Raw genomic sequence first — 14,250 nt, forward strand, 5'->3', positions numbered from 1 at the left:
GCCCGGACCCGCTTCGTCGTGCATCGGGTTCAGCCGACCCGGCAGGGCAGGCTCGTCGTGCTGTCGCCACCGGAACCGGAGACGACGTAGCCGAAGGTGGCGCTCTCCCCCGGATCCAGCGCGCCGTTGTAGTCGGCGTTGTGGACCATGACGTTCTGGCCCTGGTAGGTGGCGTTGCCGCTCCACAGACTGTCGATTCGCTGACCGGCCGGGAGGGTCCAGTCGACCATCCAGCCGAGCATGGGGACGTTCCCGCTGTTGGTGACGGTCACCTGGGACTGGTAGCCGCCGTTCCAACTGCCCGTCGTGCTGCGGGTGGCGGTGCACTGGCCGGGAACCGGCTCGGTCGGGGGGTTGCCGGGCTGCTTGACGCCGGTCACCTCGCCGTTGCCGCCGTCGAAGACGACGTCGGAGCAGGAGTAGAAGGTCTCCGCGCTGTCCGACCGCTGCCAGACCATGTAGACGATGTGGCGGCCCGACTTGCCCTCCGGAAGCCGCCCGGGCCAGGAGTAGTTGGCCTCAACGGTGCCCGGGGACCCGTTGAGCGGCGGGTGGTCGACGGAGAGGAAGGGCTGCTTCTCCATGTCGTCCCAGGTGAGGGTCCGGGTCGGGTCGAAGCCGTCCTTGGTGATGTAGACGTAGAACCAACCCGGGTGCGCGGCCCAGGCGTTGTAGGAGAAGTCGACGGTCGCACCCGAGGTGAGGTGGGTGAGCGGCCAGTCGTCACGCGGCTGGTTGAAGCCGGTGAAGCTGGTGTTGCCGCCGCTGCACAGCTGCCCGTCCGGCACGAAGCCCTCGGTGCGGCCGGCGCCGTCGGAGCGCAGTACGGAGAACCAGTTGTAGAACGGCGTGGTGCCGCTGACCTGTGCGGCGGCCTTGCACGCCGGGTTGACCGGCTTGATCTCACCGGTGTCGGTCAGCCCGTCCTGCCAGCACAGGAAGGTCCGGCTGGCGGGCTTCATGGGCGTGCCGTGCGCCTCCGCCTCGCCGCCCGCCGTCATGACCAGGCCGACGGCCGGGAGGGTGGCGAGCAGGGAGACCAGGACGAGGAAGAGGGCTCTGGTGCGGGTGGGGAGGGTTGGTCGGGGAGCGTCAGCCCGCCCCATCATTGTCGGGATCATGACACACCTGTCCGTCGCTGCGGTTGCGGGTCGTGCGCAGGGGTGCGTGGGACCGAGCGGGACGGGAGCGCGCCTGCGGCGGGTTCCGGTCCGCCGAAAATATGGGAGCGCTCCCATCCCACTCGTCAGGGAAGGTAGCGCCGTACGCTCCGGTTGTAAACGGCTGACGCAGCGAGGGCCGCATCCCCGACGGACGGGGATGCGACCCTCAACTGTCTTGCGGTACCGCTTACTTGCTGATCAGGTCACTCGCCGACCGAGTCACTTGCTGATCAGGCTGCGCAGCACGTACTGCAGGATGCCGCCGTTGCGGTAGTAGTCCGCCTCGCCGGGGGTGTCGATGCGGACGACACCGTCGAACTCGACGCCGGTGTCGGTGGTGACCTTCACCGTGCCGGGGATGGAGCCGTCGTTGAGCTCGGTGACGCCGGTGACGGAGAAGGTCTCCTCGCCGGTCAGACCGAGCGTCTCGGCGGTGTGGCCCTCGGGGAACTGGAGCGGCAGCACGCCCATGCCGATGAGGTTCGAGCGGTGGATGCGCTCGTACGACTCGGCGATGACGGCCTTGACGCCGAGCAGCGCGGTGCCCTTGGCGGCCCAGTCGCGGGACGAGCCGGAGCCGTACTCCTTGCCGGCCAGGACGACCAGCGGGATGCCCTGGTCGATGTAGTTGCGCGAGGCGTCGTAGATGAACGACACCGGTCCGCCGTCCTGCGTGAAGTCGCGGGTGTAGCCGCCCTCGGTGCCCGGCGCGATCTGGTTGCGCAGGCGGATGTTGGCGAACGTGCCGCGGATCATGACCTCGTGGTTGCCGCGGCGGGAGCCGTAGCTGTTGAAGTCGCGACGCTCGACGCCGTGCTCCGTGAGGTACTTGCCGGCCGGGGTGTCGGCCTTGATGGCGCCGGCCGGGGAGATGTGGTCGGTGGTGACCGAGTCGCCCAGCTTGGCCAGGACGCGGGCGCCGGCGATGTCCTCGACCGGGGCCGGCTCCATGCCCATGCCCTCGAAGTACGGGGGCTTGCGGACGTAGGTGGACTCGGCGTCCCACTCGAAGGTGTTGCCGGTCGGGATCGGCAGCGCCTGCCACTGGGCGTCGCCGGCGAAGACGTCGGCGTAGGACTTGGAGAACATGTCCTCGCCGATGGTGTTGGCGACGACGTCGTTGACCTCGGCCTCGGTCGGCCAGATGTCCTTGAGGAAGACCGGGTTGCCGTCCTGGTCCAGGCCCAGGGACTCGCGGGTGATGTCCACCTTCATCGAACCGGCGATGGCGTAGGCCACGACCAGCGGCGGGGACGCCAGGTAGTTCATCTTGACGTCGGGGTTGATCCGGCCCTCGAAGTTGCGGTTGCCGGAGAGCACCGAGGTGACGGCGAGGTCGTGCTCGTTGACCGCCTTGGAGACCTCCTCCGGCAGCGGGCCGGAGTTGCCGATGCAGGTGGTGCAGCCGTAGCCGACGAGGTTGAAGCCGACCTTGTCGAGGTACGGGGTCAGGCCCGCCTTGTCGAAGTAGTCGGTGACGACCTTGGAGCCCGGGGCGAGGGTGGTCTTGACCCACGGCTTGCGGGTCAGGCCCTTCTCGACCGCCTTCTTGGCCACCAGGGCGGCGGCGACCATGACGTACGGGTTGGAGGTGTTGGTGCAGGAGGTGATCGCGGCGACGGTGACGTGGCCGTGGTCGAGCTCGTACTCCGTGCCGTCGGCGGCGGTGACCTTCACCTTGTGGCTGGGGGCCGCGTCGGAGACGGCCGGGGCGTCGGAGGCCGGGAAGGACTCCTCGCCGGCCTCGTCGACGTCGCCGCCGTCCTTGACGTAGTTGCGCACGTCCTGGGCGAACTGGGCCTTCGCGTCGGCGAGGACGATGCGGTCCTGCGGGCGCTTCGGGCCGGCGATGGAGGGCACGACCGTGGCCAGGTCGAGCTCGAGCTTCTCGGAGAAGTCCGGCTCGGCCTTCGGGTCCAGCCAGAGGCCCTGCTCCTTGGCGTACGCCTCGACGAGCGCGACCTGCTGGTCGCTGCGGCCGGTCAGGCGCAGGTAGTTCAGCGTCTCGTCGTCGATCGGGAAGATGGCGGCGGTGGAGCCGAACTCCGGCGACATGTTGCCGATGGTGGCGCGGTTGGCCAGGCTCGTCGCGGCGACGCCCTCGCCGTAGAACTCGACGAACTTGCCGACGACGCCGTGCTTGCGCAGCATCTCGGTGATGGTCAGCACCAGGTCGGTGGCGGTGGTGCCGGGCTTGAGCTCACCGGTCAGCTTGAAGCCGACGACGCGCGGGATCAGCATGGAGACCGGCTGGCCGAGCATGGCGGCCTCGGCCTCGATGCCGCCGACGCCCCAGCCGAGGACGCCGAGGCCGTTGACCATGGTGGTGTGCGAGTCGGTGCCGACCAGGGTGTCGGGGTAGGCCTTGCCGTCACGGGTCATGACGACACGGGCCAGGTGCTCGATGTTCACCTGGTGGACGATGCCGGTGCCGGGCGGGACGACCTTGAACTCGTCGAAGGCGGTCTGGCCCCAGCGCAGGAACTGGTAGCGCTCCTTGTTGCGGCCGTACTCCAGGTCGACGTTCACCTTGAAGGCGTCGCTGGTGCCGAACTTGTCGGCGATGACGGAGTGGTCGATGACCAGCTCGGCCGGGGCCAGCGGGTTGATCTTCGCCGGGTCGCCGCCGAGTTCCTTGACGGCCTCGCGCATGGTGGCGAGGTCCACGACACAGGGAACACCGGTGAAGTCCTGCATGATCACACGGGCCGGGGTGTACTGGATCTCCTGCGACGGCTGGGCCTGGGAGTCCCAGGAGCCGAGCGCTCGGATGTGGTCGGCGGTGATGTTCGCGCCGTCCTCGGTACGGAGCAGGTTCTCCAGCAGCACCTTCAGGCTGTAGGGAAGGCGTGCGGAGCCCTCGACCTTGTCCAGCCGGAAGATCTCGTACGACTCGTCGCCCACCTGCAGCGTGCTGCGGGCGTCGAAGCTGTTCGCCGACACGACAGTCTCCTTCATTGATGTACGCGTACCACCACACCGCAAACCGTGTGCGGCTACCGCCGCGTGGTGCCGCCACCCACGTCTCGACCGATCCGCTAAGGTAAGGCTAAGTTAGGTACCCCTTACCAGGGTGGCGGCTGCGGTGCACCTCGGCAGATATCTCGATGTCGAGATAACTCTAGTACACCGCGGCCGAATGGTCATGCGTGGGCCCGCTCACGGCACCCGGATACCGCCCTCCCGGGTACCCCGTTCCGGACCCTCCCCCCATCCCCGAATCCCCCCTCCCCCTCGATCCCGTCATCACCGGACCCGGACGGGGTATACGCACCGGGACGACGCCGCGAACCCGGCGCCATGACCCCAGGAAGGGAGACGGGGATGCCGCTCACGTTCCGCAAGAGCTTCAGGATCTTTCCGGGAGTGCGCCTGAACATCAACAAGCGCTCCTGGTCCATCACCACCGGCGGGAGGCGCGGCCCGCGCCACACCGTGAGCAGCACGGGACGTCGTACGACATCGGTGGATTTGCCCGGACCTTTCGGATGGCGCCGCACGCGCAGCACCCGCCGCACCGGGTAATATTGACGTTTTATCACCCGAATGGACCCACCCAAGGGGCCCCAGGAGGCGCCATCTCATATCTGAGATAGCCTCAGCCTCATGTCAGACGACTACCTCGTACGCATCGGCAAGCTCATCCGCGACGCCCGGCAACACCGCGGCTGGACACAGGCGCAACTGGCGGAGGCTCTCGGTACCAGCCAGAGTGCCGTCAACCGCATCGAGCGCGGCAACCAGAACATCAGCCTTGAGATGATCGCCCGCATCGGCGAAGCACTCGACAGCGAGATCGTCTCTCTGGGCTACGCCGGCCCCATGCACCTGCGGGTCGTCGGCGGCCGCCGCCTCTCGGGCGCCATCGATGTGAAGACGAGCAAGAACGCGTGCGTGGCACTGCTGTGCGCCTCCCTGCTCAACAAGGGCCGCACGGTGCTGCGCCGCGTCGCCCGCATCGAGGAGGTGTACCGCCTCCTCGAGGTGCTGGGCTCCATCGGCGTCCGCACCCGGTGGATCAACGACGGCGTCGACCTGGAGATCGTGCCGCCCGCCACGCTGGACCTGGACTCCATCGACGCGGACGCGGCCCGCCGCACCCGCTCGATCATCATGTTCCTCGGCCCGCTGCTGCACCGCCAGGACCGCTTCATGCTGCCGTACGCGGGCGGCTGCGACCTCGGCACCCGCACCGTCGAGCCGCACATGATCGCGCTGCGCCGGTTCGGCCTGGAGATCGCCGCCACCGAGGGGCAGTACCACGCGGTGGTGGACCGCGCCGTGCGCCCGGACCGCCCGATCGTGCTGACCGAACGCGGGGACACGGTCACCGAGAACGCACTGCTGGCCGCCGCCCGGCACGACGGCGTCACCGTCATCCGCAACGCCTCCTCCAACTACATGGTCCAGGACCTGTGCTTCTTCCTGGAGGCGCTGGGCGTCAGGGTCGAGGGCATCGGCACCACCACGCTCACCGTGCACGGCATGCACACCATCGACGTCGACGTGGACTACTCCCCCTCCGAGGACCCGGTCGAGGCGATGAGCCTGCTCGCCGCGGCCGTCGTCACCGAGTCCGAGCTGACGGTGCGCCGGGTGCCGATCGAGTTCCTGGAGATCGAGCTCGCGGTCCTGGAGGAGATGGGCCTCGACCACGACCGCAGCCCCGAGTACGTCGCCGACAACGGCCGCACCCGGCTGGTCGACCTCACGGTCCGGCCCTCCAAGCTGGAGGCGCCGATCGACAAGATCCACCCGATGCCGTTCCCGGGCCTGAACATCGACAACGTCCCGTTCTTCGCGGCGATCGCGGCGGTCGCGCAGGGCCAGACCCTCATCCACGACTGGGTCTACGACAACCGCGCCATCTACCTGACCGACCTCAACCGCCTCGGTGGCCGCCTCCAACTCCTGGACCCCCACCGCGTCCTGGTCGAGGGCCCCACCCGCTGGCGCGCGGCCGAAATGATGTGCCCCCCGGCCCTGCGCCCCGCCGTGGTCGTCCTCCTGGCGATGATGGCCGCCGAGGGCACCTCGGTGCTCCGCAACGTCTACGTCATCAACCGCGGTTACGAGGACCTGGCGGAGCGACTGAACTCGGTCGGAGCCCAGATCGAGATCTTCCGGGACATCTGAAGGTCTTCGGAAAAGACGCCGCCATACCCCTTCTGACCCGCATGAACGCGAGGCAAAAGGGGGCGTGGCGGCGCCTCTGGGACTTTTCTGGGACTTTTGACCGGAACCGAAGGCTTCATTTTGTGGGCCGGAGCGATTCCGGGAGAAGGGTCAGGGCAGGACCTTTTCCCGGCTCACTGCCCCGCGTGCGGGCGCCCAGAGCGTCAGACGAGCGTCATGACCGACAGCCCGTGCCTCTGGTCGGGGCAGAACACGCTGCCACAGCCATGCTCACCCGGCACGGGCCCACGCTGCTCGCTCCAGACACCGGCTCGCAGATCATGGCCCGCACCACATCCCGGCCGTCATAATGGAGTCATGTCCTCCAGCCCACAGCACTCCGCCCCCGCGCCGATGGACCTCTCTCGCACGGACGTCGAGGACCTCGCGCTGTATCGGGAGAAGTTCCGGAGGCGTCTGCCGGAGTCACTGGACGAGTTGCACGGCCCGGCCCAGGGGGTCGTGGAGCTACCGCTGCACATGGCCTGGTCCGGAATGACGTCGTACGACCTGGGCAAGCCTCGCCAGCGCATGGGCCTCTACCGCACCGTCCTGCACGAGGGCCTGCACGACGACCTGCCCCGCTACCTCAACCAGGGCCTGCTCCTCCAACTGTGGCCGGTGCTGCGCACCCTAATCGGCCGCACCGTGCGCACCGTATGGGAAGACGCCTTCCCCCAGCTCACCTCCCGAACCCGGGCAGCCGCGTGACGGACATGCCGGAGCTGCACACGCGGCTTCTGGCGGATGTGATCGCGCTCGGTTCCCCGTATCCCCTGGTCCTCACCGGCGGATACGCCGTGCGGGCGCATCGCCTCGTGAGCCGCCCCAGCCAGGACCTCGATGTCGCCACCGAGAACCCGGCGCCCATGGCCGACATCGCGGCCACGCTCCGCGCCGGCCTGGAGGCCCGCGGCTGGAAGGTGCACGCGCTGGAGACCGCCCCGCTGTCCGCCCGCTTCACCGTGTCCGACCCGGCCACCGGACAGGACTGCGAGGTCGACATCCTCAAGGAGATCTTCTGGCGGCCGGTCGCCCAGAGCCCGTACGGGCCCGTCCTCGCGGAGGAGGACGTGATCGGGACCAAGGTCCGCGCCCTCGCCGACCGCGGCGCGCCCCGCGATCTGATCGACGTGTTCGCAGCCTCCCGCCGATGGACCAATGCCGAGCTCGAGGAGTTCGGCCGCCGCCACGCCCGCGGCCGCTTCGAGCGTGAGGATCTGCAGGCGAACCTCACCGGCGCCGAGTGGACCGACGACGAAGCCTTCGCCGCCTACGGTCTCGATGACGCCACTGTCACCGCACTCCGCGCTTGGGCCGTGGAGTGGGCCGACGGCCTCGCGGCCCGTCTCCTCGAAGAGGCCGATAGTCCGGACATCGACTGATCAACTGGAGCCAGCCCTCATACGTCCCGACACGCTCGGCCTCGATGGTCCCGGCTGGAAGTCGGCGTGAACAGGTCAGCGTGCCGTGTGCACCGTGCTGCAGGCACTGCGCCCCTGCCCGCCCCGTGCTTCCTGGTTCCCAGGAAGCACGGCCGACTGGCCTGTCTCGATCAGGGCATGGCGTTCTCAATACCCCCGCTGCGGCCCCTCGAGTCGTTCCACTTCGCGCCGATCCGGGCCGTGGTCTCGGCCTCGACCAGCTCCCGGAGCATCCGCTCGGCCACATTGCGGACGAGCTCAAGCCCGTCTGCTGAACGTAGTGACTCAAGCAGCCGGATTAGGTCATGCTGAGACAGGGGCATCCTGCACCGTCTACGTTGAACTTCCGGTTCACCACGGAGAGTCGCACGATGACCCACCTTGCGGGCAGGGAGCGAAACTCCATCGGCACACGCCTCCGGCGCACTCCCTACCGTGATCGGCTACACCACGACAAGGGACGCCATCGAACGTTTTACAGGTGGGCGGGATCGCTGCGCTGATCACCTCGGATACGGGAAAATGGGGTTGGACGTCCCGGTCAGCCGATGGGCCTGCGATGCGGGCGAGCTCGTTTTGCAGGATGGCGATGGGGGCCGACCAGGGGACCACGGACTGTTGCCAGGGCATCGGTATCCGCTGCCGGGAGCACGCGTGTCAGACTCCGCCTTCTCCCTTGGCCCCTCCGGGGCGTCCGTGAGCACGGACGCATCGGGAGGGAGACGAGGATGCCCCGGCATCAGGACATGAAGGACGACATTATCCATCTGCGGGCTGCGGGAGTGGACTTGGGCAAGCGGTTCCTGCTCGCCTGCGTACGCACCCCGTCTTTGAAGCGGGTCGGCAGCTGGTCGTTGGAGACCCAGCGGTTCGGCACCACCACCGCCGAGATACGGCGCCTGCCGGCCTGGCTGGTGGACCGGCAGGTGGAGGTGGTGGTGATGGAGGCGACCTCGGACTACTGGCGCGGCGTCTACTACCGGCTGCAGCCGCACCTGAACCTGATGCTGGTCAACCCCGCTCACCTGAAAGGTATCCGAGGCCGCAAGACCGACCCCAACGACGCGGCCTTCCTCGCCCGGGCCGGGGCCTCGGGAATGGTGATGGCCTCCTTCGTGCCGCAGCGGGACATCCGCGGATTACGTGATCTGACCCGGCGCCGCACCGAGCTGGTCCGGGCGGCCGGCTGGGAGGCACAGCGGCTGGAGAAAAAGCTCGAGGACACCGGAATGAAGCTCTCGGCGGTCCTCAGCGACATCGCCGGCACCAGCGGCCGGGCCATTTTGGAGGCCCTCATCGCCGGGGAACGCGATCCCCGGCGCCTCGCCGACCTTGCGGTCGGCCGGGCCCGCAACAAGATCCCCGCCCTCGTCGAGGCACTGGACGGCGAGTTCACCGATCACCATGCGTTCATGGTCCGGCACTGCCTGGACGAGATCGACCGCTGGAAGCAGGTCATCACCGGATTCGACGCCCGGATCGCCCGGCTGCTGGCCGACCGCGAGCAGGACCTGGCCAATCTCGCCACCATCCCCGGGATCGGCCGCCTGGGAGCTGAGATCATCATCGCCGAGACCGGCGGGGACATGACCCAGTTCGCCTCCGCTCACCGCCTGGCCTCCTGGGTCGGGGTCTGCCCGGGGCAGAACGAGTCGGCCGGGGTGAGCCGGTCCGGCCGCACTCGCCCCGGCAACAGCAACCTCAAACGGCTGCTCGGAATCGCCGCCATGGTCGCGATCAGGAACAAGAACTCCTACCTCGGCGTCTTCTTCCGACGCCTGGCCGCCCGACGCGGCGGCAAACGAGCCCTGGTCGCCGTGATGCACAAACTCGCCATCGCCATCTGGCACGTCCTGCACGACAAGACCCACTACCGGGAACTCGGCGCCGACCACTTCACCCGACGAGATTCCGAACGCGCTATGCGGCGCATGCTCAAGGAAGCCAACAGCCTGGGTCTGACCATCCGCTTCGAGCCCATCACGGCCTGACCGACCGACTCACCCACGAGTCATTTTCGTGTCAGTCCCCGTCCCGGCCGGCACCGAACAGGAGGCGCAGGACTTCGTCGCCGCCGTCCGCAAGGAGCACGCCGACGCCACCCACAACTGCTGGGCGTACGTCATCGGAGCCGATGCCTCCGTCCAGAAGGCCAGCGACGACGGGGAACCCGGCGGCACCGCGGGCGTCCCCATGCTCCAGATGCGCCTGCGCCGTGACATGCGGTACGTCGTCGCGGTCGTCACCCGCTACTACGGGGGCGTCAAGCTCGGCGCGGGCGGGCTGATCCGCGCGTACGGCGGCGCCGTCGGCGAGGCACTGGACACGATCGGCACCCTCACCCGGCGCCGCTTCCGGCTGGCCACGGTGACCGTCGACCACCAGCGGGCCGGCAAGCTCCAGAACGACTTGCGCGCCACCGGACGCGAGGTGCGGGACGTGTGCTACGGCGAGGAGGTCACGATCGGGATCGGCCTCCCGGACGTCGATGTGCCGGCCTTCCGCGCCTGGCTCGCCGACGCGACCGCGGAGACGGCCGGGTTCGAGCTCGGCGGGGAGGCGTACGGGGACGCCTGAGCGGTCCCCGCGGGTTGCGCGCGTCAGCGGGCCATCTCCTCGTGGTACAGGACGCGCAGGCGGCTGCGGGCCCGGGTGAAGGCGCTCTCCGCCGACTTGTACGTGATCTCCAGCGCATTCGCCGTCTCGGAGGTGCTCATGCCTCGCGCCCGGGCGAGCAGGACGTCGCGCTCGCGGTTGCCGAGGCCCGTGACCTGAGTCAGCAGCCAGGCGCCCGCGGCCCGTTCGCAGACCCTGTGCTCGACCTCCGAGCCGGTGTCCGGCTCGGAGCGGCGCAGGATCTGGACCCGGTGGGCGAGCCGGCGGTCGCGCTGGGTGCCGCGCTGGTGGTCCACGCAGAGGCGCAGCGTGATCGTGGTGAGCAGCGCGGCGACCCGGGACTCGTCCAGCGCCTCGAACGTCACCGCGCGGATCATCGCCTCCTGGACGCAGTCCTCGGCGTCCGTGGTGTGGCCCAGCCGGCTGGTGGCCAGGCGCAGCAGGCGCTCGCGCTCGGCGAGTACCAGGCTCCAGCGGTGGTGGTGCCGTTCCGTCTTCGTGCAGGGGTGGGACAGGGCGTGCGTCACATCATCTCCCGCGTGCGAGGTCGTGGTGGCAGCGGCCAGCCTCGACGGGGGCGGTGCGGGAAACCTTGACGTATGCGTGCGGCGGTTCGGCCGGCGGCAGGTACCGTTCAGTGAAAAAAGAGAAAAGCCACATCGTGACGGGCTTCATTCACGAGCACGAAGCCGACCACATCGGTGGCACAACGATCCGAGACAGCGCGCACACGGGGGAGTGGGCAAGCGTGGTTCTTGTTCAGTTGTTGGGGCCTGTGGAGTACCGGGCCGCCGTGGAAAATCGAGTCGAACTGGGACAGGCCAAGCAGCGTTGCATCTTTGCGATGCTCGCGGTGAGCGCCAATGAAGCCGTCATGCCCGACGAGTTGATCGACTGGACGTGGGGAGCCGACCCGCCCCAATCGGCACGGAACATGGTTCATTCCTACATATCGCGGCTGCGCGGTGCCCTGGAGGGCGCCGACGGCGGAAAGGGGGCCACGCTGCGCCGCCGGCACGGCGGTTACGTACTGGAAGTCGAGGCCGATTCGGTCGATCTGCACCGCTTCCGCCGGATCGTGGCGAGCGCCCGTGCCGCGGGGCCGGACACCCGCACCGCCGTACGGCTGTTCCGGGAGGCGCTCGGCATCTGGCGCGGCAGGCCGCTCGCCGGGGTCGTGGGAGAGTGGGCCGCCCGGACCCGGCGGCTGCTCGAACGGGAGCGGTTGTCGGCCCTCGTGGAGTGCCACGAGGGCGAGTTGCGCCTCGGCTGCCGCATCGCACTCCTCGACGAGCTGTACTCGTTGGCCGACCAGCACCCGGACAACGAGCTGGTCATCCGCAACCTCATGACCGCGCTCCACCGCTTCGGCCGCCGCGCGGAGGCCGTCGAGGCGTACGAGGCGCTGCGCCGGCGGCTCGCCGACCAGCTGGGGGTGGATCCGGCGCACCAGACCAAGGCGCTGCACGCCCGGATCTTGCGCGCTGACCCGCACTTCGGCACGGCCGGGTCGCACGCCGACGCGCCTCCGACCGTGCCGCGGCAGCTGCCGCGGGGCATCCGCTGTGTGGGCCGGGAGCAGGAACTGGCGATGTTCGACGGGTTCGTCACCGCCGACGACGGCCGGCCGGTCACCCGGGTCATCGAGGGGCCGCCAGGCATCGGCAAGACGGCTCTGGCGGTCCAGTGGGCGCACCGGGTCGCGCACCGCTTCCCGGACGGGCAGATCTTCGTGGCCCTGCACGGCAGCAGCATCGGGGTGCGGCACGCGTGCGCGCACCTGGCGGGGCGGGCGCCCGCGCGGCATGTGCCCGCCGAGCCGGTCCGGGGTGTCCGGACGGCCGCACCCTCACGCGAGCGGATCCCCTCGGGCGAGGACGTCCTGCGGTTCGTGCTGCGCAGCCTCGGCGTGACCGTGCCGCGGGGAGAGACCGATGTGGCCGCGTTCGGCAGGGAGGTCCTGAAGGACCTGAGGGTGCTCGTCTTTCTGGACGACCTGGCCTCGCCGGAGCAGCTGGAGGTGCTGCTGCCGGGCCCGTCCGCCGGAGCGCTCCTGGTCACCACGCGCAACGCCGACCGCCTCGCCGGGATCGGCCCGCTACGTACCGTGGCGCTGCGGGAACTCAGTGTCCAGCAGTCCCAGCGGGTGCTCGCCGGGATCCTCGGCGAGCACCGCGTCGACGCCGAGCCGGGGGCTGTGTCCCGGATCATCGAGCTGTGCCGTGGTACTCCGCTGGCGCTCAGCGTGGCGGCGGAACAGGCGCTCGTGAGGCCCTGGCTGCCGCTGGCCGACCTGGCGGCGACGATGGCGGCCAGGGGCCGCTGAGCGTTCAGCCGGACGTGCCGCGCCCTTTCAGGGCGCAACCGCCAGCGCGTCGAAGAGCGTGCGCAGTTCGGTGATGCCCGCGTCGAGGGCCTGCTGCTGGTCCTCGGCGCGCGCGACCGCCATCGCTGTCTCGCACAGTCCGCCGTACAGCAGGTGGGTGAGGGCGGTCACCGAGTGCGGAGCGATGTCGCCGGTCTCGGTGGCGCGCCGGACCCCCTCCTCCATCATCTTCAGGCAGCCGGAGTTGATCTCGCGCATCTCCTCGGTGCCGAGCGCGCCCGGGGCGTCGAGCAGGTTGATGCGCTGGACGTCGGGCGCGAGGACCTCCACGAGGAAGGCCTTCGCGCCCACGAACACCGCCTCCCAGGAGCCCGGCTTCGCCTCCAGGTAGGCGTGGGCCACGATGTGGGACAGCCGGGTCTGTTCGCGTTCGTACACCGCTCTGAAGAGGTGCTGCTTGCCGGAGAAGTGGTGGTAGAGGGCGCCCTTGGTGAGGTGGGCGACCTCCACGACGGCATCCAGCGAGGTCGCACTGTAGCCGCGTTCCGCGAACAGCGTGCGGGCGGCGCGCAGCAGTTCCTCGATGGTGCCGTCGGACCGCTCACGCTGCGTCAGACGCGTTCTCGTACGAGTCGTGGGCATGTTCACACTTCCCGAGGTCGGACCGCCTTGAGCTGGCCTTCCAGGCTACACTCAGTTTCATTCCTTCCATACGTATGTATTCCGGTCGCCGCTGTCCCCGGTCCCGTCGGCCCTCAGCCCGCGCCGACGCGGTTCACGAACCGCAGGACCCGGTGCCAGGCGTCCGCCGAGGCGTCGGCGTACGTGTCGCGCTTGGCGTCGAAGAAGCTGTGCGGGGTGCCGGGGTAGGTGACGACCTCGCGGTCGACGCCCGCCTCCGCCAGGGCCTCGTCGAACGCCGTCACGTGGGCCGGCGGGATGCCCGGGTCGTCCCCGGCCATCAGGGCCAGGACCGGTGCCCTCAGGTCGGCGGCCCGGCTGGTCGGCCCGGGGGAGCCGTCCGGTCCGTCCGCCGGCCAGCAGTAGAAGCCGATCACGCCGGCCAGGTCGAAGTGCCCGGCCGCCGCCATCACCGCGAGCCGGCCGCCGATGCAGAAGCCGACCGTGAGGACGGCGCTCGCGGCGCCGCCCTCCTCGGAGCGCAGGTGCGCGATGCCCGCGCTCAGGTCGGCGTAGAGCTGGCGGGGGCTGAGCTTGGCCATGTGCTCGGCGTAGGGGAAATCCCTTTCCCGTTTTCCGGCGCCTGCCGTACGGCCGTAGTAGTCGATGACGAGCGCCCGTACGCCGTTCTCCGCGAAGCGTTTCGCCAGCTCCGTGTAGAACCCGTACAACCCGCGGACGTCGGGCAGGATCACGATCGCGGTGCGCGTGCCGCCGACCGGGGCGGCGGTGAAAGCGGCGAAGGTGTTACCGTCGTCCGCGGTCAATTCCAGATACCGGCTCTCGATCACGGAATCCGGAATCTGCGGTACCGGTGGAATGGCGTCTTCGTCGAAGCACATGGGCCGAGGGCCTCCGTCGTTCT

Annotated in this window: 12 protein-coding genes; 7 read left to right on the top strand and 5 right to left on the bottom strand. The window is 69.3% G+C overall.

Annotated elements, in window-relative coordinates; genetic code table 11:
* Window positions 1–29: 29 nt before the first annotated feature.
* Together JL475_RS18735 and acnA are read right to left on the bottom strand one after the other, a co-directional pair.
* A complete protein-coding gene (locus JL475_RS18735; RefSeq protein WP_202278879.1) occupies window positions 30–1,121 on the bottom strand; it encodes a lytic polysaccharide monooxygenase in 1,092 nt (363 codons plus the stop codon).
* A 261-nt stretch (window positions 1,122–1,382) separates the two neighbouring features.
* On the bottom strand, window positions 1,383–4,106 hold the full coding sequence (acnA, locus tag JL475_RS18740; protein WP_307825097.1) for an aconitate hydratase AcnA: 2,724 nt from the start codon (window positions 4,104–4,106) through the stop codon (window positions 1,383–1,385).
* 381 nt (window positions 4,107–4,487) lie between these two features.
* On the opposite strand from acnA, the gene JL475_RS18745 reads away from it, so the two are divergent.
* From JL475_RS18745 to JL475_RS41500, 6 genes are all read left to right on the top strand, one after another.
* The gene (locus tag JL475_RS18745) at window positions 4,488–4,688 is read left to right on the top strand and encodes a DUF4236 domain-containing protein (protein WP_202278881.1); all 201 of its coding nucleotides are present in this window, start codon (window positions 4,488–4,490) and stop codon (window positions 4,686–4,688) included.
* An 81-nt stretch (window positions 4,689–4,769) separates the two neighbouring features.
* On the top strand, window positions 4,770–6,299 hold the full coding sequence (locus JL475_RS18750) for a UDP-N-acetylglucosamine 1-carboxyvinyltransferase (RefSeq protein ID WP_202278882.1): 1,530 nt from the start codon (window positions 4,770–4,772) through the stop codon (window positions 6,297–6,299).
* 357 nt (window positions 6,300–6,656) lie between these two features.
* On the top strand, window positions 6,657–7,049 hold the full coding sequence (locus tag JL475_RS18755) for a hypothetical protein (protein ID WP_202278883.1): 393 nt from the start codon (window positions 6,657–6,659) through the stop codon (window positions 7,047–7,049).
* Between the two features lie 5 nt (window positions 7,050–7,054).
* A complete protein-coding gene (locus tag JL475_RS18760; RefSeq protein WP_202278884.1) occupies window positions 7,055–7,723 on the top strand; it encodes a nucleotidyl transferase AbiEii/AbiGii toxin family protein in 669 nt (222 codons plus the stop codon).
* Between the two features lie 785 nt (window positions 7,724–8,508).
* Window positions 8,509–9,753 (top strand): IS110 family transposase, encoded by a 1,245-nt coding sequence (locus JL475_RS18765; RefSeq protein ID WP_202278885.1) that lies wholly within the window; start codon window positions 8,509–8,511, stop codon window positions 9,751–9,753.
* Window positions 9,754–9,781: 28 nt separating this feature from the next.
* On the top strand, window positions 9,782–10,339 hold the full coding sequence (locus tag JL475_RS41500; protein WP_307825098.1) for a YigZ family protein: 558 nt from the start codon (window positions 9,782–9,784) through the stop codon (window positions 10,337–10,339).
* Between the two features lie 23 nt (window positions 10,340–10,362).
* On the opposite strand, the gene JL475_RS18775 is transcribed toward JL475_RS41500, so the two are convergent.
* Complete coding sequence (locus JL475_RS18775; protein WP_307825099.1) at window positions 10,363–10,905, bottom strand: sigma-70 family RNA polymerase sigma factor; 543 nt, start codon at window positions 10,903–10,905, stop codon at window positions 10,363–10,365.
* Window positions 10,906–11,171: 266 nt separating this feature from the next.
* Between JL475_RS18775 and JL475_RS18780 the strand changes: the two genes are divergently transcribed.
* Window positions 11,172–12,704 carry a BTAD domain-containing putative transcriptional regulator gene (locus JL475_RS18780; protein WP_307825102.1) on the top strand — a complete coding sequence of 511 codons (1,533 nt, stop codon included), beginning with the start codon at window positions 11,172–11,174 and terminating at the stop codon, window positions 12,702–12,704.
* A gap of 27 nt (window positions 12,705–12,731) precedes the next feature.
* On the opposite strand, the gene JL475_RS18785 is transcribed toward JL475_RS18780, so the two are convergent.
* Window positions 12,732–13,346: a TetR/AcrR family transcriptional regulator gene (locus JL475_RS18785; protein WP_202278887.1), complete on the bottom strand. Its 615-nt coding sequence runs from the start codon at window positions 13,344–13,346 to the stop codon at window positions 12,732–12,734.
* A 113-nt stretch (window positions 13,347–13,459) separates the two neighbouring features.
* Entirely contained in the window at window positions 13,460–14,227 is a 768-nt protein-coding gene (locus tag JL475_RS18790; RefSeq protein ID WP_202278888.1) for a dienelactone hydrolase family protein, read from the bottom strand.
* Between the last annotated feature and the right edge of the window lie 23 nt (window positions 14,228–14,250).

Source organism: Streptomyces sp. M2CJ-2, from assembly GCF_016757295.1.
Classification (GTDB): Bacteria; Actinomycetota; Actinomycetes; order Streptomycetales; family Streptomycetaceae; genus Streptomyces.

Coding starts and splice junctions, on each gene's coding strand:
- JL475_RS18735 (WP_202278879.1), bottom strand. CDS start 1,121: ATGATCCCGACAATGATGGGGCGGGCTGACGCTCCCCGACCAACCCTC.
- JL475_RS18745 (WP_202278881.1), top strand. CDS start 4,488: ATGCCGCTCACGTTCCGCAAGAGCTTCAGGATCTTTCCGGGAGTGCGC.
- JL475_RS18750 (WP_202278882.1), top strand. CDS start 4,770: ATGTCAGACGACTACCTCGTACGCATCGGCAAGCTCATCCGCGACGCC.
- JL475_RS18755 (WP_202278883.1), top strand. CDS start 6,657: ATGTCCTCCAGCCCACAGCACTCCGCCCCCGCGCCGATGGACCTCTCT.
- JL475_RS18760 (WP_202278884.1), top strand. CDS start 7,055: ATGCCGGAGCTGCACACGCGGCTTCTGGCGGATGTGATCGCGCTCGGT.
- JL475_RS18765 (WP_202278885.1), top strand. CDS start 8,509: ATGAAGGACGACATTATCCATCTGCGGGCTGCGGGAGTGGACTTGGGC.
- JL475_RS18785 (WP_202278887.1), bottom strand. CDS start 13,346: ATGCCCACGACTCGTACGAGAACGCGTCTGACGCAGCGTGAGCGGTCC.
- JL475_RS18790 (WP_202278888.1), bottom strand. CDS start 14,227: ATGTGCTTCGACGAAGACGCCATTCCACCGGTACCGCAGATTCCGGAT.